Origin of the sequence: Nonomuraea sediminis (assembly GCF_018531495.1) — a bacterium.
Lineage (GTDB): Bacteria > Actinomycetota > Actinomycetes > Streptosporangiales > Streptosporangiaceae > Nonomuraea > Nonomuraea sediminis.
This window is the reverse complement of sequence record NZ_JAHDTI010000007.1, coordinates 150953-169324: the sequence shown is the minus strand read 5'-3', so window position 1 is coordinate 169324 and position 18372 is coordinate 150953. Positions and strand designations below refer to the sequence as shown.

Below are 18372 nucleotides of genomic sequence, written 5' to 3'. Positions count from 1 at the left end.
GCGATGCCATCTCCCTAGGAGCCCTGCTCCGCGAAGTGGCAGGCGACGTGCCGTCCCCGGACCTCCCGCAGGGCCGGCTCCTCCACCTGGCAGCGCTCCTGGGCGAGCGCGCACCGCGGGTGGAAGGAGCAGCCCGAGGGCGGCGCCGCGGGCGAGGGCGGATCGCCACGCAGCACGATCCGCTCCCGCGTCGCCTCGATGTCCGGATCCGGCACGGGTACGGCCGACAGCAGGGCGCGGGTGTAGGGGTGGGCCGGATCCGGGTACAGCGCCGCGACCGGCCCGATCTCCACGATCCTGCCGAGGTACATCACCGCCACCCGGGTGCACATGTGCCGCACCACCGACAGGTCGTGCGCGATGAACAGGTAGGCCAGCCCCAGCTCAGCCTGCAGGTCGGCGAGCAGGTTGACGATCTGCGCCTGGATGGAGACGTCCAGCGCGGAGACCGGTTCGTCACAGACGACGAGCTTCGGCGCCGAGGCCAGCGCGCGGGCGATGCCGATGCGCTGGGCCTGCCCGCCGGAGAACTCGTGCGGGAACCGGTCGGCGTGCTCGGCGGCCAGCCCCACCCGCTCGAGCAGGTCGACGACCTGCCGCCGATCGAGCAGCCTGCGCGGCCCCGAGATGATCTGCCGCACCGTCTGCCTCGGGTTGAGCGAGGAGAACGGGTCCTGGAAGATCATCTGAAGGTCCCCGCGCGACGGGAGCAGCTCCCGCTGGCTCAGGTGCGTGATGTCGCGCCCGTTCAGGTGAACGCCTCCCGAGGTGGGCTCGAGCAACCGGACGATCATCCTGCCCGTGGTCGACTTGCCGCACCCCGACTCCCCGACCAGGCCGAGCGTCTCGGCCTGGTCGAGCTCGAAGCCGACCCCGTCGACGGCCCTGACACCGCCGCGGAAGGTCATGCCCAGATCCTGTACGGCCAGCAACGGCGCACCCGGCGGGCGGGTCATCGCAGCACTCCTTCCCGATGGCAGGCGACCCTGCGCGCCTCGCCGAGCAGCGCGGGCCGTTCGGTCGCGCAGACCTCCAGGGCGACCGGACAGCGAGGATGGAACCGGCACCCGGGCGGGAACGCCGACGGTGCGGGCGGGCTGCCGGGGATCGCCCGCAGCCGCCCGTCACCAGGCCCCTCAATGTCCCGCCCGGGGCCGGGTACCGACGCGAGCAGCCCCTGGGTGTAGGGGTGCCGCGGGTCTTTGAAGATGGTGCGCGAGGACGCGTGCTCGGCGAGCCGCCCGCCATACATGACGAGCACCTCGTCGGCGATGCGCGCGACGACGCCGAGATCATGGGTGATCATGATGATGGCCAGCCCGCGTTCGGCCTGGAGGCGTTGCAGCAGCTCCAGGATCTGCGCCTGCACGGTGACGTCGAGCGCGGTGGTCGGCTCGTCGGCGACCAGCAGGTCGGGCTCGCAGGCCAGCGCCATGGCGATCATCACGCGCTGGCGCATGCCGCCGGAGAAGCGGTGCGGGTGTTCGCGGGCACGTTCGCGCGGCGCGGGGATGCCCACCTCGGCGAGCAGTTCGACGGCGCGTTCGCGAGCGGCCCGGCGGGACGCCCGCAGGTGCAGGCGAACGGACTCGGCGATCTGCTCGCCCACCGTGTAGAAGGGGTGCAGCGAGGAGAGCGGATCCTGGAAGATCATGCTCATGCGCGCGCCGCGCAGCGCCCTGAGCCGCTCCGCGGGCGCTCCCACCAGTTCCTCGCCGTCGAAGGTGACCGAACCGGTGACGTCCGCGCCGCGATGCAGGCCCATGATCGCCAGCGAGGAGACGGACTTGCCCGATCCCGACTCCCCCACGATGCCCAGCGTGCGTCCCCGGTCGACGCCGAAGGAGACGCCGTCCACGACGCGGACGGAGCCGAACGAGACCGCCAGGTCCTTGACCCGCAGCAGACTCATGAGTACCTCACCCGCGGATCGATGACGCCGTACAGCAGGTCGACGACGAGGTTGGCCAGAGTGACGAAGAAGGCGGCGAGCAGGGTCACGCCCAGCACCACGGGCTGGTCGGACTTGGCGATCGCGTCGAAGGTGAGCTTGCCCAGCCCGGGCAGCCCGAACATGGTCTCGGTGATCATGGCTCCGGCGAGCAGGCCGCCCAGGTCGATGCCGAAGATGGTCAGGATCGGCGTCATGGTCGAGCGCAGGCCGTGCTTGACCACCACGGTGCGCTCAGGCAAGCCCTTGGCTCGCGCCGTCCTGATGTACGGCTCCGCCATCGTCTCGATCATCGAGGCGCGGGTGAGCCGGACGTACATGGCCGCGTACAGGGCGGCCAGCGCGATCCACGGCAGGATCAGGCTGCTGACCCAGGCACCGGGATCGTCCAGCACGGGCTGGTAGTCGGGGAAGGGCAGCAGCTCGCTCCTGAGGATCACGAAGTAGATCAGCAGGGCGGCTATGAGGTAGACCGGCACCGACGTCGCCGTCAGCGCGGACAGGACGATGCCCCGGTCCAGCAGCGAGCCCTTGCGCAGGGCCGCGACGAGACCCAGGGTCACGCCCACGACCAGCCAGAGCACGGCGGCGCCGACGGCCAGGGAGGCGCTGGGCCCGAGCCGGTCGATCAGCAGGTCCCACACCGGGCGCGCGTATTGCCAGGAGTAGCCGAAGCAGGGCGCGGGGCATTCCAGGCCGGTCGTCCCCAGGGTACGGCCGGCGAAGATCCCACCCAGGTAGGACAGGAACTGGGTGAGCATGGACTGGTCGAGGCCCATCGCGTGCCGGACGTCGGCCAGCCGCTGGCTGGTGCAGGTCTTGCCGCAGGCGTCCAGCGCCGGGTCGTCGGGCAGCAGGTAGAAGACGGCGAAGGTGATGGCGCAGATGGCGAGCAGGATCAGTGCCATGGCGCCCAGGCGGCGCAGCGTGTAGGCGATCACCCGCGCACCGCCTTGGGGTCGGAGGCGTCGCGCAGACCGTCCCCGAGCAGGGTGAAGGCCAGCACGGTGAGTCCCAGGAAGAGGCAGGGCACGGCCAGGTAGACGGGGTCGGTCATGAACCAGCCCCGGGCGTTGTTGATCATCTGACCCCAGGAGGGGGTGGGCGGCCGGACGCCGACGCCGAGGAAGCTGAGCGCCGCCTCCGCGCCGACGTAGGCCGGAATCGCCTGCGTGGCGTAGACGAGGATCGGCGCGGTGAGCCCGGGCAGGATCTCCTTGAACAGGATGTGGCCGGTCATGCCGCCACCGACCCGCGCGGCCTCGACGTACTCGCGATGCTTGAGCGTCAGCACCTGCCCGCGGGCGATCCGCGCCACCACGGTCCAGCCGAACACGGCCAGCACCGTGACGAGCAGGACGATCCGGTTGACGTCCCTGACCACCGAGAGCACGGCGATCATGAAGATCAGGCTGGGGAAGGACATGAGCAGGTCGATGGCGCGGCTGATCGCCGCGTCGACCCAGCCGCCGAGGAAGCCGGCGAGCAGGCCGAGCACCACGCCGGTGACCACGGTGATCGCCGTGGCCAGCAGCGCGATCAGCAGGGAGATCTGCCCGCCGTACAGGATCCTGCTGAGCACGTCGCGGCCGGTCACCGGCTCGGCGCCAAGCAGGTGCCGGGCGCCGATGCCTCCCCAGGAACCCCTGGGGAGGCCGCCCAGGTTGGGGTCGATGGCCGCCTTGTCGAAGGTTTCCGGGGCCCAGCCTGTCCACGCGGTGATGGCCGGGGCCAGCGCCACGAGCAGGATCAGCGTCAGCACGATGACCAGCCCGCCGACCGCGGGCCGGTCCCCGCGCAGCCTGGCGAGTGCGAGGCGGCCCGGTGAGCGCGGGGCGGCCCTTTCCGCCACCGCCGTGGTCACGACGGCTTCACGCCGAGGACGGCGTAGTCCAGCTGAGCGGCCCAGACCGGGTGGTTGACCGCGCCGACGACGTTCTTGCCGATGAGGTAGGCGCGCTTGCCCCACTGCAGCGGAGCCTGCGGCAGCTCCCGCATGACCTGGGCGTCCAGCGCCTGCCAGGCCTTGTTGGAGGCGGACGGGTCGGTGATCGCGTAGGTCTCGTCGATCTTCTTGTCGATCGCCGGGTCCTTGAAGTAGGCGACGTTGCCGCTGTTGCCGGTCGGTTTGATGCCGCGGCTGTCGAACATCGGCGGCAGGAAGCTGGAACCGTTGGGATAGTCGGGACACCAGCCGTAGGTGGCCAGCTCGTCGGCCTTGCCCTGGTCGCCGATGGTGTCGTAGTAGACGGAATTGTCGACCGTGTTGATCTCGACGTCGACGCCGATCTTCTTCAGGCTCTCCTGGATCGACACCTCGAGGGGATTGCTCGAGCCGCTGGAGGCGGTCATCTTCACCTTGAGCGGCGTGCTCACTCCGGCCTCGGCCAGCAGTGCCTTGGCCTTGACCACATCCCCGGTGGGAGGCGCCTGGTACACGTCCTGCTTGACGCCGCCGGTCATCGTCGGCGGCAGGTAGGAGGTGGCGATCTCGGACATGTTCGGGCCGCCGGCGGCCGTCTGCACGGACTCCTTGTCGATCGCGTAGTAGATCGCCTGCCGTACCTTCGGGTTGTCGAAGGGCTTCTTGGTGGTGTTGAAGACGAGCGTGTCGGTGCACCCGGTCACCATGCCGACCAGGCGGTTCTTGGCCTGGGGGTTGGGCAGGATCTTCGACAGGCTCTGCGGGCCTGCCGAACCCCACGGCACGCTGGTGGCGTCCTCCCCCGCGCTCGCGATGAGACGGTCGGTGATGGTGTCCTTGTCCTGGCCCTGCTTGACGTCGATCCGGTCGGGGAGCGCGAGCCGTACCGGATCGGTCTGCTTGGCCCAGTGCTCGTTGCGGACCAGCACGAGTTCCTTGCCGCGCTCGTATTTCTCGATCTTGTACGGTCCCGAGGAGAACGGGCGGTTGTCGTAGCCGACCTTGGTGTCCTTCGACTCCGGCACGGGAGAGAAGGTGGGCAGCGTCACGGTGTAGGGGAACTCGCCCGCCGGTCGCTTCAGCCTGAAGATGATCGTCCTGTCGTCCGGGGTCTCGACGGACTCCAGGTGCTTGCCCTCGTAGGGGCCTTTGTAGTCGGTGCCGCCGACGAGCAGCTTCTGCGCGTAGTCGGGGCCGCCGTTGATGTCGGCGGCCATCGAGCGCTCCACGTTGTGCTTGATGTCGGCGGCCTTGATGGGAGTGCCGTCCTCGTAGGTGAGTCCGTCCTTGAGGGTGAACTTCCAGGTCTTCCCGCCGTCCTCGGAGACGCCGAGGTCGGTGGCCAGGTCGGGGACGATCTCCGAGCTGCCCGCCTTGTAGGTGGTCAGCGTGCGGTAGAGCAGCCGGGTGCCGAACATCATGTCCGGCATGGTCCAGTTCCGTGCTGGATCCAGGTGGGCGAAATCGCTGATGGCCAGCACGGTGAGGGTTCCGCCCTTGGCGTCCGGCGACTTCTTCGTCGCCGCTCCCTGACCGCCGCCGCAGCCGACAGCTGACAAAAGAACCACAACTGCGAGTAACCCGCGCTTCTTCGACATGCGTTACTCCGGGGGTGAGAGAAGTGGTGTCGTCTTAGTGGAGCCGTGGCGTGCCCGGCGTGACATCCCGGTCGGTCCCGCTGACCTGCGCCTTCAGCGCCGGGGTCGGCTCGATGTAGACCGGCGTGGGATCGGGCTCGGGCGCGCAGGTCTTGGCGATGAAGCCGTTGCCCGACGGCAGCGTCCCGTCCCGCAGATAGGCGACGAAGGTGTCGTCCAGGCAGGGGTTGTCGTGGAAGAGGATCTCGTGGAAGCTACCGCCGTTCTGGACGACGAGCTTGGAGCCGGGCAGCGCCTTGTGCATCGCCACGCCACCCTCGTACGGCGTGGCCGGATCCTCCGTGGCCTGGAACAGCAACACGGGCGGCAGCCCTCGACCGGTGATCTTCAACCGGCCCGGGCCCCCGTTGTAGGGCCAGAACATGCAGGCGGCGTTGTACCACATGTTGTTGTAGGTGTAGAAAGGCGCGACCGCGTTGACCTTGGCCTGGTCGGCTTTCCAGAATTCCCAGTCGCGCGGCCAGGCGTTCTCGGTGCACTGCACCGCGTTGTAGTTGGGGAAGGCGCCGTCGTCCGCTCCCGGTGCGGCGTAGCGGTTGTAGGCGATGTTCAGCGGACGCGGGTCGTCCTTGGTCAGGTAGGCCGACAGGACCGTCGCCATCCGCGGCCAGCGCAGGAAGTTGTAGCCGCCCGAATAGAAGATGTCCTCGAACTCCGACGGGCCGATCATCCCGGGCGCGGGCGTCGCGGGCACGGGCTTGGCGCGCAGGGAGTCCTCGACGGCGTAGTACTTCTTGATGACGGTGTCCGCGTCGGTGCCCAGGTGGTAGACGCTGTCGGCCTTGGCCGCCCACTCGGCGAAGGCGCGGAAGCGCCGCTCGTGCTCCTTGTCCTGCAGGATGTTGTGGTCGTACCACGAGATCGTGGGTCCGACGATGCTGTCGAGCACCATGCGCCGCACGCGCGAGGGGAACAGCTGGCCGTAGGTGGAGCCGAGCGAGGTGCCCCACGATCCGCCGTAGAAGCTGATCTTCTGGGCGCCGAGCGCCCGGCGGATGCTGTCCATGTCGCGGGCGTTGTCCACGGTGGTCATGTGCGGCAGGATCCAGCTCCAGCCGGCCGCGCAGTCGGCGGAGTACTTGGCGGCCCTCTGCAGCCAGGCCTGCTCGGTGCCGTGACCGACCTGGTAGTCGGGCCGCTCGGCGTCGAAGTAGTGTGGGTCGCACACCACGTGCGGATCGCTGCCGTTGGTGCCGCGCGGGTCGAACCCGATCCAGTCGTAGGCGGCGGCGACGTCGGCGGGAACCTTGCTCGCGACGTAGGCGGGCATCCAGAGCCCGCTGTTGCCCGGGCCGCCGGGGTTCAGCAGGATCGGCCCCTGGCGCTGGGCCTCGGGCGCCGTGGCCGGGAGGCGGTTCACCTTGATCTTGATCGTGCGGCCGTGCGGGTGTTCGTAGTCCAGCGGGACCTCCAGCATCGCGCACTGCAGCGCGGGGGTGTCCTGATCGCCGCATGACGCCCACTCCAACCGGCCCTGGCCGGTGTCCTGGAGTTCGGGTGCCGCGGTCGCCGGCGCGGCGCCGGTCAGCGCGACCGCGGCCACCACCGCGGTCAGTAAGGCTAACGGCACTTTCATGGTGCCCCTCCTCGGTCCCGGGGATATGAAGCCAGGGGGATCGTGTGACATGTGCCATAGCACATGCCACAGATTGGCGGCTGTCGTTATCGAACCGTGACGATCGGAGGTTTTCTCACTCGGGAGTGGACACCGAGAAAATGAGCCTTGTCATTCAAGGTCGCATGTGCAATTTTACATATCACATCGAGCATCCCGGCCGGCCGCTCTCCTCACCCCCCCAAGGAGAAGACGGAATGTCCTCTCGACGATTAGTGGTCCTTTTGCTGACCGCCATCGCCCTCGTATTAGCGGGAGTCAGCACTCCCGCACTGGCCTCTCCTCCCGCCCAGCCCAAGCCGGACGGCCGCCAGGTTTCCGGCGCGACCAAGGTCGCCGACCCTCACGTGCTCGACGCGGTCAACCAGCGGCAACACGCCGCGGAGCGCGAACCGCTCATCTCCCCCGCCGAGAACGCGCCGAAGGCGCTGCTGAAGGCCCAAGCCGCCGCGTGTTCGGTCTCCGACTTCACGGGCAACACCGGGAACGCCCTGGTGGCCGCCATCAAGGCCGCGTCCGTGAGCTGCATCAACTCCCTGTTCAGCGTCACGGGTTCCGACCAGTACAACGCCTTCCGCGAGGCGCAGATGATCACCGTGGCCAACGCGCTCCGCTCCGACGCCGCCTCCTACAACGGCACCAACGCGACGAGCACGGAGCAGCTGGTGCTCTACCTGCGCGCCGGGTACTACATCCAGTTCTACAACCCGGACACGGTCCCCGCCTATTCGAGCGCGCTGACCTCAGCCGTCGAAGGCGCGCTGGACACGTTCTACGCCAACAGCCACGCCTACGACGTCACCGACGCCAACGGCGAGGTCCTCGGCGAAGCGGTCATCCTGATCGACAGCGCTTCCGAGAACGCCCGCTACCTGTCGGTGGTGAAGCGGCTGCTCGACTCCTACACCAACGCCTACAACTCGCTCTGGTACATGCGTAACGCGGTGAACGACACCTTCACCGTCCTGTTCCGCGGCGAGTGGGCGCCCGGGTACCCGGCCGCCGTCCAGGCCGACCCGTCCATCGTGGACTCCGTCTACAACTTCGCCTCCCGCCACCTGGACCTGCTCGGCGGCGACTCGGCGTTCCTGGACGTCAACGCGGGCGGCGAGCTGACCCGCTTCGTCCAGTACGCCGGGCTGCAGGCCAAGGTGCGCCCGCTGGCCAAGTGGCTGCTCGACAACAGCGGCATCACCGGCACCCGGGCGGCCCTGTGGGTGCGGGTCGCGGTCGTCGCCAACGACAAGGACTCCAGCAACTGCTCCTACTACGGCACCTGTGACCTGGCCAACAGGGTGAAGGCCGCGGTCCTGACCCAGAACTACACCTGTTCGCAGGGCGTGCTGCACATCGTGGCCCAGCAGATGACCACCCAGGAGTTCCAGGACGCCTGCGCCAGCATGCTCAACGAGAACTCCTACTTCCACAACCTCGTCCAGGACGGCAGCCGGCCCGTCGCCGACGACTACAACACCAACATGGAGGTCGTCGCCTTCGCCTCCAGCGCCGACTACCAGAACTACGCCGGAGTGATCTACGGGATCGACACCAACAACGGCGGGATGTATCTGGAGGGCGACCCGTCCAAGCAGGGCAACCAGCCGCGCTTCATCGCCTACCAGAGCTCCGGCGACAACGGCTTCGCGGCCCGCATCTGGAACCTCAACCACGAGTACTCGCACTACCTCGACGGCCGCTACAACACCTACGGCGACTTCACCGCCGAGACTGTCAAGCCGAACATCTGGTGGATCGAGGGCTCGGCCGAGTACGTGTCCTACTCCTACCGCAACCTCGCCTACACCGCCGCGTTGAACGAGGCGCCCAAGCACACCTACACGCTCAGCACCCTGTTCGACACCACGTACGCCAACACCGACGTGAACCGTACCTACCACTGGGGCTACCTGGCCGTCCGGTACATGTTCGAGAAGCACCGCTCCGACCTGACCAGGCTGCTGGGCTACTACCGGACGGGTGACTACACCGGCGCCTACAACTTCACCAAGTCTCTCAACTACAACGGCGACTTCACCGCCTGGCTGGACACGCTCTCAGGAGGCACGGGCAACAAGCCGCCCACCGCCTCGTTCACGGTGAACACCAGCGGGCTCACCGCCACCTTCGCCGACACCTCGACCGACCCCGACGGCAGCATCGCCGCCCGCTCCTGGACCTTCGGCGACGGCGCGTCGTCCACCTCGGCCAACCCCGCGCACACCTACACGGCGGCGGGCACCTACACCGTCACGCTGAAGGTCACCGACAACGCAGGCGCCACCGCGACCACGTCCAAGACCGTCACGGTCAGCTCGTCCAGCCTGCCGACCTGCCCCGGGTCGGACACGCGTGTCATGGACAAGAACTGCCAGCGCGCCAACGTCTCGGCGACCAACGTGAACTACGCCTACTTCTACATCTGGATCCCCTCGGGGACCACGTCGCTGACCATCACGGTTTCCGGCGGCAGCGGCAACGCCGATCTCTACTTCAACCCGAATGCCTGGGCCACGACCGGCGCCTACACCGCCCGGTCCACCAACTCCGGCAACAGCGAGACCCTCACCGTCACGAACCTGCGTGCCAACAACTACAACTACATCAGCCTTTACGCCGTCACCGACTTCTCCGGCGTGACCATCTCCACCCGTTACTGACGCTCGGCCGTACGGCCTCCCGCGCCACCGGCGCCGGAGGCCGTACGTGGTGCCGGGTGACGCAACGTGGCCTCGATCCAGCCATAGGCGATCGTGGGCTCCGACGGCCAGGGCGTGTCCTGGATGATCGACACCAGCTCCCACAACCTGGCCGATCGCGGGTCGTGCTCGTCGAACCCACGCAGCATCTCCTCGCGGCTCTGTCCCATGGCCGCCAGGATCCGATCGAGGATCGGCCCGGATTCCGGCGAGCCGGGCTCGATGCCCGCCCGCGAGGCGGTCAGCGCCTCCCGCATGATCTCGACATTGATCTTGTGCCAGGCGTCGTGATCCTTTTTCTCCTCCCAGAAGTCGGTGCTCTGCCGGCGCACGCTGTCGCGGAACTCCTCGTCGGCGAGCAGTTCGGCCAGCTCCAGCCAGGCGTCGAGCTGTGCGGCGGTCGGCTCCTCGGGCAGTTCGGGGAGCATGCAATCGCGCATGTGGGTCAGCCACTCGTGCCGAGCCTCGATGTCGCCGCCGACCTCGTCGACGAACTCGTCGAGCAGGTTCTCCATCTCGGCCGCGCCGACCCGGCTGAGGGCGTGGAGTCTGTGCAGATCCTCCTCGGCGGGATCGCCGTCCCTGGCGAGCGTCGCCCTGAGCACCGCCCTGGTCCGCTGAAGCGATCTGAGCTGCGTCTCGACCGCCTTGAGGTGAAGATCGAGGACGTTGCGCAGCCGGCGGTCGCCGAGAGAGCGGATCGTGGCCAGGTCGACCCCGATCTCCCTCAGCGTGCGGATCAGCTCAAGCCGCGCCCGGTCCTCGTCGCCGTAGAGCCGGTAGCCGGAGGCAGTGCGCTCGCGCTCGGGCAGCACGCCCGCGTCCGAGTAGAAGCGGATCGTCTTCACCGGCAGGCCGGTCAGCTTCGCCAGGCGGCCGATCGTGTAGCTCATAATTGCCTTGAGTCTCCAGTAACGGGAGACTTTAGCGTACCCGGCATGGCGAAGAACAAGATAGCCAGGGTCGTGACCCTGCACATTCAGGCCGGTGAGGCGGGCCCGGCGAACGTCGGCAAGGATCTCGGTCCGCTCGGGATCAACCTCATGGAGTTCTGCCGGCAGTACAACGCGCAGACCCAGGACCACCGCGGGTTCGTGATCCCCGCGGTCATCACCGTCTACGACGACAGGTCGTTCGAGGTCGTCACCAAGCAGCCGACCACCGCCTCGCTGATCCGCCGCATCGCCGGGCTCGACGGCGGCAGCCCTCGTCCAGGCCACCAGAGCGGCGGCTGGATCACCCGTGCCCAGCTCCGCGAGGTCGCCCAGGCCAAGCTCCCCGACCTCAACACTGCCAACCTGGACCAGGCCGAGAAGATCATCGAAGGTACGGCCCGCTCCATGGGCCTCACCGTCCGCGACTAGCGAACCGGCCGCCCGTGGGCCGCGATTATCCAGTAGTCGCCAGGGGTACGGCTCGCGCCGCCGTACCCGTCATCGGTGGGCGTCGGCGCAGCCGTACACGATGACCTGGACCACGCTCAGGACGACATCCCTGTTGACGCTCCCCGGCGGCGCGCTGACCAGGGTGAACAGCGCACCCCCGTAGAGCGCGATCAGGGCGGGGATCTTCTCGCGCGGGATGGTGAGGCCGAGTTCGTCGTGGTGTCCCGCGGTGACCAGCAACGCCGTGTCCTGCAGGCCCGCCAGCGCTGAGGCGAGCACCGGCCGGCGCGCGGCCTCCAGTTGCAGTTCGAAGATCGCCAGGTAGCGGTCGCGGTGGATGGTCGCCGCGGTGAGCAGCGATTCCGTCAGCAGGTCAACCAGCGTCGCGGGCTGCCTGATGGCCTGGCCGGTGTCGGCGTGATGCAGCTCCGCGATGCGCTCCGCGGCGGCGACCAGCAGGGCCTCCCGGCTGCGGAAGTAGTTCGAGGCCGTTCCCGGCGGGAGGTCCGCCGCCTTCTCCACCGCGCGGTGGGTCAGCCCGTGCACGCCCGACGACGCCAGCAGTTCGATGGCGGCGTCGGCCAGGGCCTGGCGACGGGCTGGGTTAGTGGGCGGCATGCGGTCATGATACCAATAGCCGTACTAGTACGATCGTAGTGAATCAGCCAGGAGGTCTCATGAGGATCGTGGTGGTCGGCGCCGGGCTCGGAGGAGTGGCGGCCGCGGTGGGGCTGCATCGCCTGGGGCATGAGGTGACGCTCTTCGAAAGGGGCGCCGAACTACGGGAAGCGGGCACCGGGATCGTGGTCATGCCCAACGGGCTGCGAGCGCTGGACACGCTGGGGCTGGCCGAGGACATCCGCGGACATGTCACGCATGCGACCGGCGGCGGACTGCGGGACTGGCGGGGACGGCCGCTGCTGGTCACCGACCTGACCCAGGCGCAGCAGGTGATCGGGACACCCGTCATGATCGACCGAGCGGAGCTGCACCGAGCGCTGCGCGCCCCCCTGCCCGCCGACGTGGTGCGGACCACGACCCTGGTCGAGCGCCTGGAGCCCGACGCCACCGGGGTGACCGTGATCAGCGAAGGAGGCCCCGTCGCGAGGGCGGACGCCGTGATCGCGGCCGACGGCATCGGCAGCAAGCTGCGCGCGCAGCTCTTCCCCGGCCACCCCGGGCTGCGCCGAACCGGCCGGATGGACCTGCGCGGCATGCTGCCCCGTCCTGCCGACCTGGCCACGGATCTGCTCGCCAGCCAGTTGGTCGATCGCCGCAGCGGGGCGATGTTCGGCCTGTTCCCCGTCGGCGACAGCCGCCTGTACTGGTTCACCGACTCCGTCCTGGACGGCACACCGCCCGACGCGGCCGAGGCGCGCGAGCAGATGCTGTCCCTGATGGCCGACTGGCATCCCCTCGTCACCGCGCTGATCGAGGCCACCCCGCCCGCCGACATCTATGTCGACCCGATCACCCGCCTGGCCGAACCGCTGCCCTCGTTCGTGGCCGGCAGGATCGCGCTTCTCGGCGACGCGGCGCACGCCATGCCGCCCGACCTCGGCCAGGGCGCCAGCCAGGCCTTCGAGGACGCGGCCGCGGTGACCCGGCACCTGATCGACGCCGAGCCGGCGGACGTCGCCGAGCGGCTCCTGCGCTACGACGCCGAACGCCGCCCCAGCGCCAACCGCATGATGCGCGCGGCGTCGCGGCAGTCGCGGCTGACCTCCCAGACCGGCGTCGCCGCGTGGCTCCGCGACACGATGCTGCGGGCCGTACCGTCCCGGCTGGCGACGCGGCAACTCGCCGCCCTCTGGAAGGCCTAGCCACGCCCGCCCGATCCGTACGGCCGGCCCCCTGGCCCGCCGGCTTGATCCCTACGGCCGGTCCGCGGGAGCGCCGGCCGTACGGAATGTGCGCCGGTAGGCGAGAGGCGACACGCCGATCGCGGTGTGCAGGTGCTGGCGCAGTGAGGCCGCCGTGCCGAACCCGGCACGGCGGGCGATCTGGTCGACGGGCAGGTCGCTGGCCTCCAGCAGGTTCCTGGCGAGCTCCACCCGCTGGCGGATCAGCCAGTCGCCGGGGCTCATCCCGACTTCCTGCCGGAAGCGGCGGGTGAAGGTCCGCAGGCTCATCCGGGCGTGTCCGGCCAGCTCGGTCAGCGGCAGCGGGCGCTCGAGCCGCTGCAGCGCCCAGGCCCGGGTGGCCGCGGTCGTGGCCGTCGACGGACCCGGCACCGGGCGTTCGACGTACTGCGCCTGCCCGCCGTCGCGCCAGGGTGGCACGATGCAGTGGCGGGCCGCGCGGTTGGCGACCGCGCTGCCGTGGTCGCGGCGGACGATGTGCAGGCACAGATCGACGCCGGCCGCCACGCCGGCGGAAGTGAGCACGTCGCCGTCGTCCACGAACAGGACGTCGGCGTCCCAGTTCACCTTGGGGAACAGCCGCTGGCAGCGCTCGGCCTCCTGCCAGTGCGTGGTCGCGGGGCGGCCGTCGAGCAGGCCGGCCGCGGCGAGCAGGACAGCCGCCGTGCAGATCGACACGACGCGTACGCCCGGCGGCAGCGCGGCCAGGGCGTCCGCGGGCAGTTCGAACACCTCCTGGTCCGCGGGGCTCCACCTGAACGGCGGGATGACCAGCGTGTCGGCGGTCTCGAGCGCCTCGGCGCCGTGTTCCACCGCGATGGCGAAGTCGGCGGAGGTGGTGACCGGGTCGCCGTCGAGCGAACACGTGATCACCTCGTAGAGCTGCTCTTCCGCGGGGCCCCTGGCGGCGCCGAAGATCCGCCCGGGGATGCCCAGCTCGAACGGATAGACGTTCTGCAGAGCGAGCACGACAACACGGTGCATGGCCTGATCCTTGCACATGATGACCATCAGGCCACTTTCGCCGCCCCGGCGGTGCCAGGACGCTGATCGCACACCGCGAGAAAGGAAGCCGTTGATGCGCGCGATCAGCCAAGACGTTCTGGGTGGTCCGGAGGTCCTCACGCTCGTCGAGCTCGACCGGCCGACGCTGGGACCCACAGACGTCCTGGTCAGGGTCCACGCCGCCGGCGTCAACCCGACCGACTGGAAGCACCGCGCCACGGGTCTGTATCTCGGCGCGCCGCCGTTCGTCCTGGGCTGGGACGTGTCCGGCGTCGTCGAGGCCGTCGGGGCGGGCGTGACGCTCCACAAGCCGGGCGACGAGGTCTTCGGCATGCTCGACTACCCGCGGGGCGCCGGCGCCTACGCCGAATACGTGGCCGCCCCGTCACGGAACTTCGCCCGCAAACCCGAGGGAATCGACCACGTGCGGGCGGCGGCGCTGCCGGTGGCCGCGCTCACCGCCTGGCAGGCGCTGGTGGAGACGGCCGACGTCCAGCCCGGCCAGCGGGTGCTCATCCACGCCGCGGCCGGCGGGGTCGGCCATCTGGCCGTGCAGCTCGCCAAGGCCCGCGGCGCGCAGGCGATCGGCACCGCGAGCACCCCGAAAGGTGATTTCGTACGCGCCCTGGGCGCCGATGAGGTCATCGACTACACCCGGACCGATTTCACCGAGGCGGTACGGGACGTCGACGTCGTGCTGGACGCCGTCGGCGGTGACTACGGCCCACGCTCGCTGCGGGTCCTGCGCCCGGGCGGCATTCTCGTCGCCATCGTCTTCTCGCACACCGGCAACATGCGGACCCTGGCGAAAGAGCACGGCGCCCGGCTGGAATACCTGACCGTCGAAGCCGATCACGCCGGCATGACGGCGATCGCGAAACTGGCCGACCAGGGCCTCCTGCTTCCGCGGATCGACGGCGCACTCCCGCTCGCCCAGGCCGCCGAGGCCCACCGCCGCGCCGAACCCGGCCACACAACCGGCAAACTCATCCTCACCATCCCCGAATGACCCCCACCTCTTCACGGCCGGAGACTGATTGTCGGTACGGCCTGCCACCATGACCCGCATGACCACCGATCCCTTGGCCCCGTTCCAGTGGCTCAACCTGCCCGAGGGAGAGGGCGGCGGCGGCCCGCTGGGAGTGATCTTCAGCGTGGCCTTCTTCCGCGGACTCGACGCGGCGGGGGTGGTGCGCCGCTTCAGCCGCGGCCAGGACTCCGGCCAGGAGTCGGACTTCGGCGGACTCGACGAGAAGGCCTACGAGTTCATCAGCAGGACGGACGGCGGGGACGGCGGCGGCTACGTGGGCGTCTTTCAGGCCGGCGAGTGGTGCGTGGCCATCGAGCCCTACGGCTGGCTGGTCACGCTCCACGAGGTGGTGACCAAGCTGTCACGAGGCTGCGAGGTGCTGGCGATCACCCGGCACGACTACGCCTCCGAGCACAGCTTCGAGTACGCGATCGACGGCACGCGCGTCACCGGCTACCGCTTGGGGCACCCGTACGAGCGTTACGGCTCCGACCCCGACCGGCTCAACGGCTTCATGCGGGAACTGGGCATGGGGCTGGACGAGCCAGAGGACGACCTCGCGTGGGCCGCCGCGTGGGAGGACAACTACGACACCGCCGTGCCAAGGGCCTTCGCCCTGGCGGCGAAGGTCACCGGGGTGCCGTTCACACCGGCCATGCTCCGCCGCCCGATGCTCGTGGCGCCCATCGTGGAAAGATGAACGTCACAGCCGTCCAGCGGACTCGGCGGGCCGGGCAATCAGGTGGCGGGGCGCCAGAACGCGGGGTCGCGGTAGCGCCACCAGTACAGGACCGTGCGATCGTCGGGCCACGTGGCGAGCTCAACAGCCTGTGGCTCGCACCGGGCAGATCTGATACGAGCCGGGCGGCTCCTGCATCGTCAGGCGGCCACAGCACACGCAGGGGTACTTCAGGGTCACGCTGGTCATCCTGCCGGGAGTCGAGGTGGATCAGTCACGGCCCGCCAGCGTCTCGCCCAGGGGGGTGCGCTCGTACAGTACGGAGAATCCCTGGCGGCGTGAGTGCAGCAGTCCGGCCTCGCGCAGGATGGACAGGTGTGCCGAGACGGACGAGGGTGCGAGGCCGTGCCGGTGCGCGAGCGTCGTCGTCGAGGCCGGTTCGTGGAGTCCGCTCAGGATCGCCGCCCGGTTCGCACCCAGGAGCCGGACGAGCGCCCGGTCGGTTTCCACGGTGCTCCACAGCCCGGCCATGCCGCGTGCGGGGTAGATCACCGTGGGCTGCCAGGGCGGGGCGAAGCCGCTCACCACGTCAGGCCACACGAAGACGCTCGGCATCAGCAGCAGGCCTCGGCCCCCGAGATCGCGCGCGGGCCCGACGGAGCTCCGGAGCAGCAAGGAACCCTCCGACCACCCCACTGTGGCGTGCAGGTCGCTGAAGAGGTCTGCCAACCCGCCTCCGGCCAGTTTCCTCGACCGGTAGGCGATGTCGGCCTCGAGCAGGGAGCTCAGCCTGGGCCAGTCAGGAGCGATCAGCGCATTCCAGACCTGCTCGGTGAGAGTGGCGAGCCGCTGAACGGCTCGCGCGGGGTCGTCGAGCAGCCGGCGGCCGAGCGGGGATTCCGTGGCGCCCGGCGTGCAGGCCAGAGAGCGGGCCATCTCCTCGCGCGCCAGTGCCGGATCGGTGGCGCGCAACCGCGCGAGTTCCTCCTCGAAACCGAGCGGTGGGCCGTCGGGTGGCGGCCCCAGGAAGTCCGGGACGTAGACGCCGGGCTCCGGCATGAACAACCACAGCTCGGACAGGTCCAGCCCGGCCACGGCCGCTCGCATCCGCCGCAGCCACGGCTGGTGGTAGCCGTGCCGTACAGTGCGCCGGAGCATGCGGACCGCCTCGTGGGTCTCGCACAGCGGGGAGAACGCGAAGCGGCACCGCAGCAGGTCGTCGGGGTCGAACCTCAACCGCAACGCCATGATCCCCCCAGTGATTCGCCTGCACCCGAAAGATTAGAAGGCCGGTCCCCCACCCGTGCAGCCTGTGGTCATGTCATCGGGATACCGGGCCGTGTTCGCCGTGCGCGAGTTCCGCGCCGTCTTCGCCGCGCACGCGATGTCGACGCTCGGGGTGATCGTCTCCGAGATCGCGCTGTCGGTCCTGATCTACCGGCTCACCGGCTCACCGCTGCTCAGCGCGCTGACCTTCGCCTTCGGCCTGCTGCCCTACGTCCTGGGCGGCACGCTGCTGTCCTCAGTGGCCGACCGGTTCCCTGCCCGCCGGGTGCTGGTCGTGTGCGATCTGCTGTGCGCGGCCTGCGCGGCCGCGATGACCCTCCCCGGTACGCCCGTGGCGCTCCTGCTCGCCCTGCGCGTGGTGACCGCCGCGGTGGCGCCCGTCTTCCAGGGCACCCGGGCGTCGACGCTCGGCGACGTCCTCGGCGAGGGGGATCTGTTCGTCCTGGGCCGCTCGGTCATCCGGATCGTCGGCCAGAGCGGGCAGCTCGTGGGCTTCGCCTCGGGTGGGTTGCTCCTGAGCCTCGTGTCTCCGCGCGCCGTGCTCGTGCTGACGGTGGCGACGTTCCTCGGGTCCGCGCTGCTGCTCCGCTTCTTCACCCGCCGCCGCCCGGCCAGGACCGCGACGGGCGGCAGGCTGGTTCGCGACTCCCTGTCCGGGATGCGGCTGCTCATGGCCGACAGGCGGATCCGGTCGTTGCTGCTGCTCGGCTGGGTGCCGCCGATGTTCGTGGTCGTGCCTGAGGCGCTCATGACCCCGTACGCCGATCTGCTCGCGCTCTCCCCCGGCGAGCTGGGCCTGCTCATGTGCGGGATGCCGATCGGGGCGATCCTGAGCGAGACCCTGGCGGGCTCGCTGCTCGGCCCGCGCGGGAGAGCGCGGCTGACGATGCCGGTGGCCGTCCTGGCCATGCTGCCTCCTGTCGGGTACGTCTTCGAGCCGGCGTTCGGCTGGGCGCTGCTCTGCCAGATCCTGACCGGGTGCGGAATCGCCTACACGCTCGGTCTCGACCTGCGGTTCGTCGCCGCGGTGCCCGGCGAACTACGTGGCAGGGCCATGACGCTGATGACCGCCGGCCTCATGACGGCCCAGGGTCTGGGCATGGCCCTGGCGGGCACGCTCGCCGAGTTCGTCCCCGTTGACCAGGTCATCGCCGGTGGAGGCGCCCTTGGGATCGCGTGCGTGTCCGCGGTGCTGTGGTACGCGCGTGCGACCGCCGGCGCCCAGCCGAGAGGGCGGCGGACCGGCGTAGTTGAATGATCGCGACCGAACAGGGGGCTGG

Annotated in this window: 17 protein-coding genes; 6 read left to right on the top strand and 11 right to left on the bottom strand. The window is 69.6% G+C overall.

All coding sequences use genetic code 11. The annotated features are described in order from the left end of the window. Nucleotides 1-14: 14 nt before the first annotated feature. The 6 genes from KIK09_RS29265 to KIK09_RS29240 all read right to left on the bottom strand — a co-directional run bounded on the left by KIK09_RS29265 (nt 15) and on the right by KIK09_RS29240 (nt 7109). A complete protein-coding gene (locus tag KIK09_RS29265; RefSeq protein ID WP_214322611.1) occupies nt 15-956 on the bottom strand; it encodes an ABC transporter ATP-binding protein in 942 nt (313 codons plus the stop codon). Continuing rightward, nucleotides 953-1912, bottom strand: coding sequence for an ABC transporter ATP-binding protein (locus tag KIK09_RS29260; RefSeq protein WP_214322610.1), 960 nt, complete (start codon nt 1910-1912; stop codon nt 953-955). Before KIK09_RS29260 ends, KIK09_RS29265 begins: the two co-directional genes overlap by 4 nt. Next, entirely contained in the window at nt 1909-2892 is a 984-nt protein-coding gene (locus tag KIK09_RS29255; RefSeq protein WP_308164348.1) for an ABC transporter permease, read from the bottom strand. The genes KIK09_RS29260 and KIK09_RS29255 overlap by 4 nt, the downstream gene beginning before the upstream one ends. Then, on the bottom strand, nt 2889-3815 hold the full coding sequence (locus KIK09_RS29250) for an ABC transporter permease (RefSeq protein ID WP_308164347.1): 927 nt from the start codon (nt 3813-3815) through the stop codon (nt 2889-2891). The genes KIK09_RS29255 and KIK09_RS29250 overlap by 4 nt, the downstream gene beginning before the upstream one ends. Continuing rightward, entirely contained in the window at nt 3812-5443 is a 1632-nt protein-coding gene (locus tag KIK09_RS29245) for an ABC transporter substrate-binding protein (RefSeq protein WP_308164346.1), read from the bottom strand. The genes KIK09_RS29250 and KIK09_RS29245 overlap by 4 nt, the downstream gene beginning before the upstream one ends. A gap of 64 nt (nt 5444-5507) precedes the next feature. Then, nucleotides 5508-7109 carry an alpha/beta hydrolase gene (locus KIK09_RS29240; protein ID WP_214322608.1) on the bottom strand — a complete coding sequence of 534 codons (1602 nt, stop codon included), beginning with the start codon at nt 7107-7109 and terminating at the stop codon, nt 5508-5510. Nucleotides 7110-7345: 236 nt separating this feature from the next. On the opposite strand from KIK09_RS29240, the gene KIK09_RS29235 reads away from it, so the two are divergent. Further along, the gene (locus tag KIK09_RS29235) at nt 7346-9805 is read left to right on the top strand and encodes a collagenase (RefSeq protein ID WP_214322607.1); all 2460 of its coding nucleotides are present in this window, start codon (nt 7346-7348) and stop codon (nt 9803-9805) included. Here KIK09_RS29235 and KIK09_RS29230 read toward each other — a convergent pair. Then, nucleotides 9799-10737 (bottom strand): MerR family transcriptional regulator, encoded by a 939-nt coding sequence (locus KIK09_RS29230; protein WP_214322606.1) that lies wholly within the window; start codon nt 10735-10737, stop codon nt 9799-9801. The two genes, KIK09_RS29235 and KIK09_RS29230, sit on opposite strands and share 7 nt — an antisense overlap. 45 nt (nt 10738-10782) lie before the next feature. Between KIK09_RS29230 and rplK the strand changes: the two genes are divergently transcribed. After that, nucleotides 10783-11208: a 50S ribosomal protein L11 gene (gene rplK, locus KIK09_RS29225; protein ID WP_214322605.1), complete on the top strand. Its 426-nt coding sequence runs from the start codon at nt 10783-10785 to the stop codon at nt 11206-11208. Between the two features lie 69 nt (nt 11209-11277). Here rplK and KIK09_RS29220 read toward each other — a convergent pair whose 3' ends face one another. Further along, on the bottom strand, nt 11278-11847 hold the full coding sequence (locus KIK09_RS29220) for a TetR/AcrR family transcriptional regulator (protein ID WP_214322604.1): 570 nt from the start codon (nt 11845-11847) through the stop codon (nt 11278-11280). 59 nt (nt 11848-11906) lie between these two features. On the opposite strand from KIK09_RS29220, the gene KIK09_RS29215 reads away from it, so the two are divergent. Next, complete coding sequence (locus KIK09_RS29215; RefSeq protein WP_214322603.1) at nt 11907-13052, top strand: FAD-dependent monooxygenase; 1146 nt, start codon at nt 11907-11909, stop codon at nt 13050-13052. 51 nt (nt 13053-13103) lie between these two features. On the opposite strand, the gene KIK09_RS29210 is transcribed toward KIK09_RS29215, so the two are convergent. Next, a complete protein-coding gene (locus KIK09_RS29210) occupies nt 13104-14075 on the bottom strand; it encodes a GlxA family transcriptional regulator (protein ID WP_214322602.1) in 972 nt (323 codons plus the stop codon). Between the two features lie 94 nt (nt 14076-14169). Here KIK09_RS29210 and KIK09_RS29205 point away from each other — a divergent pair, with 94 nt between their 5' ends. Continuing rightward, a complete protein-coding gene (locus KIK09_RS29205; RefSeq protein ID WP_214322601.1) occupies nt 14170-15105 on the top strand; it encodes an NADP-dependent oxidoreductase in 936 nt (311 codons plus the stop codon). 58 nt (nt 15106-15163) lie between these two features. Further along, a complete protein-coding gene (locus KIK09_RS29200) occupies nt 15164-15826 on the top strand; it encodes a DUF6461 domain-containing protein (protein WP_214322600.1) in 663 nt (220 codons plus the stop codon). Between the two features lie 120 nt (nt 15827-15946). On the opposite strand, the gene KIK09_RS60655 is transcribed toward KIK09_RS29200, so the two are convergent. Further along, entirely contained in the window at nt 15947-16054 is a 108-nt protein-coding gene (locus KIK09_RS60655) for a CPCC family cysteine-rich protein (protein ID WP_372455686.1), read from the bottom strand. Nucleotides 16055-16075: 21 nt separating this feature from the next. Continuing rightward, the gene (locus tag KIK09_RS29190) at nt 16076-17053 is read right to left on the bottom strand and encodes an ArsR/SmtB family transcription factor (RefSeq protein ID WP_214322598.1); all 978 of its coding nucleotides are present in this window, start codon (nt 17051-17053) and stop codon (nt 16076-16078) included. A 70-nt stretch (nt 17054-17123) separates the two neighbouring features. On the opposite strand from KIK09_RS29190, the gene KIK09_RS29185 reads away from it, so the two are divergent. Continuing rightward, on the top strand, nt 17124-18350 hold the full coding sequence (locus tag KIK09_RS29185; protein WP_214322597.1) for an MFS transporter: 1227 nt from the start codon (nt 17124-17126) through the stop codon (nt 18348-18350). Nucleotides 18351-18372 lie beyond the last annotated feature (22 nt).

What these genes read in the sequence shown, in the direction of transcription:
- KIK09_RS29205 (WP_214322601.1), top strand. Translation starts at nt 14,170, where the DNA reads ATGCGCGCGATCAGCCAAGACGTTCTGGGTGGTCCGGAGGTCCTCACG.
- KIK09_RS29185 (WP_214322597.1), top strand. Translation starts at nt 17,124, where the DNA reads ATGTCATCGGGATACCGGGCCGTGTTCGCCGTGCGCGAGTTCCGCGCC.
- KIK09_RS60655 (WP_372455686.1), bottom strand. Translation starts at nt 16,054, where the DNA reads ATGACCAGCGTGACCCTGAAGTACCCCTGCGTGTGCTGTGGCCGCCTG.
- KIK09_RS29235 (WP_214322607.1), top strand. Translation starts at nt 7,346, where the DNA reads ATGTCCTCTCGACGATTAGTGGTCCTTTTGCTGACCGCCATCGCCCTC.
- rplK (WP_214322605.1), top strand. Translation starts at nt 10,783, where the DNA reads ATGGCGAAGAACAAGATAGCCAGGGTCGTGACCCTGCACATTCAGGCC.
- KIK09_RS29190 (WP_214322598.1), bottom strand. Translation starts at nt 17,053, where the DNA reads ATGGCGTTGCGGTTGAGGTTCGACCCCGACGACCTGCTGCGGTGCCGC.
- KIK09_RS29240 (WP_214322608.1), bottom strand. Translation starts at nt 7,109, where the DNA reads ATGAAAGTGCCGTTAGCCTTACTGACCGCGGTGGTGGCCGCGGTCGCG.
- KIK09_RS29230 (WP_214322606.1), bottom strand. Translation starts at nt 10,737, where the DNA reads ATGAGCTACACGATCGGCCGCCTGGCGAAGCTGACCGGCCTGCCGGTG.
- KIK09_RS29265 (WP_214322611.1), bottom strand. Translation starts at nt 956, where the DNA reads ATGACCCGCCCGCCGGGTGCGCCGTTGCTGGCCGTACAGGATCTGGGC.
- KIK09_RS29215 (WP_214322603.1), top strand. Translation starts at nt 11,907, where the DNA reads ATGAGGATCGTGGTGGTCGGCGCCGGGCTCGGAGGAGTGGCGGCCGCG.
- KIK09_RS29210 (WP_214322602.1), bottom strand. Translation starts at nt 14,075, where the DNA reads ATGCACCGTGTTGTCGTGCTCGCTCTGCAGAACGTCTATCCGTTCGAG.
- KIK09_RS29220 (WP_214322604.1), bottom strand. Translation starts at nt 11,847, where the DNA reads ATGCCGCCCACTAACCCAGCCCGTCGCCAGGCCCTGGCCGACGCCGCC.
- KIK09_RS29200 (WP_214322600.1), top strand. Translation starts at nt 15,164, where the DNA reads ATGACCACCGATCCCTTGGCCCCGTTCCAGTGGCTCAACCTGCCCGAG.
- KIK09_RS29260 (WP_214322610.1), bottom strand. Translation starts at nt 1,912, where the DNA reads ATGAGTCTGCTGCGGGTCAAGGACCTGGCGGTCTCGTTCGGCTCCGTC.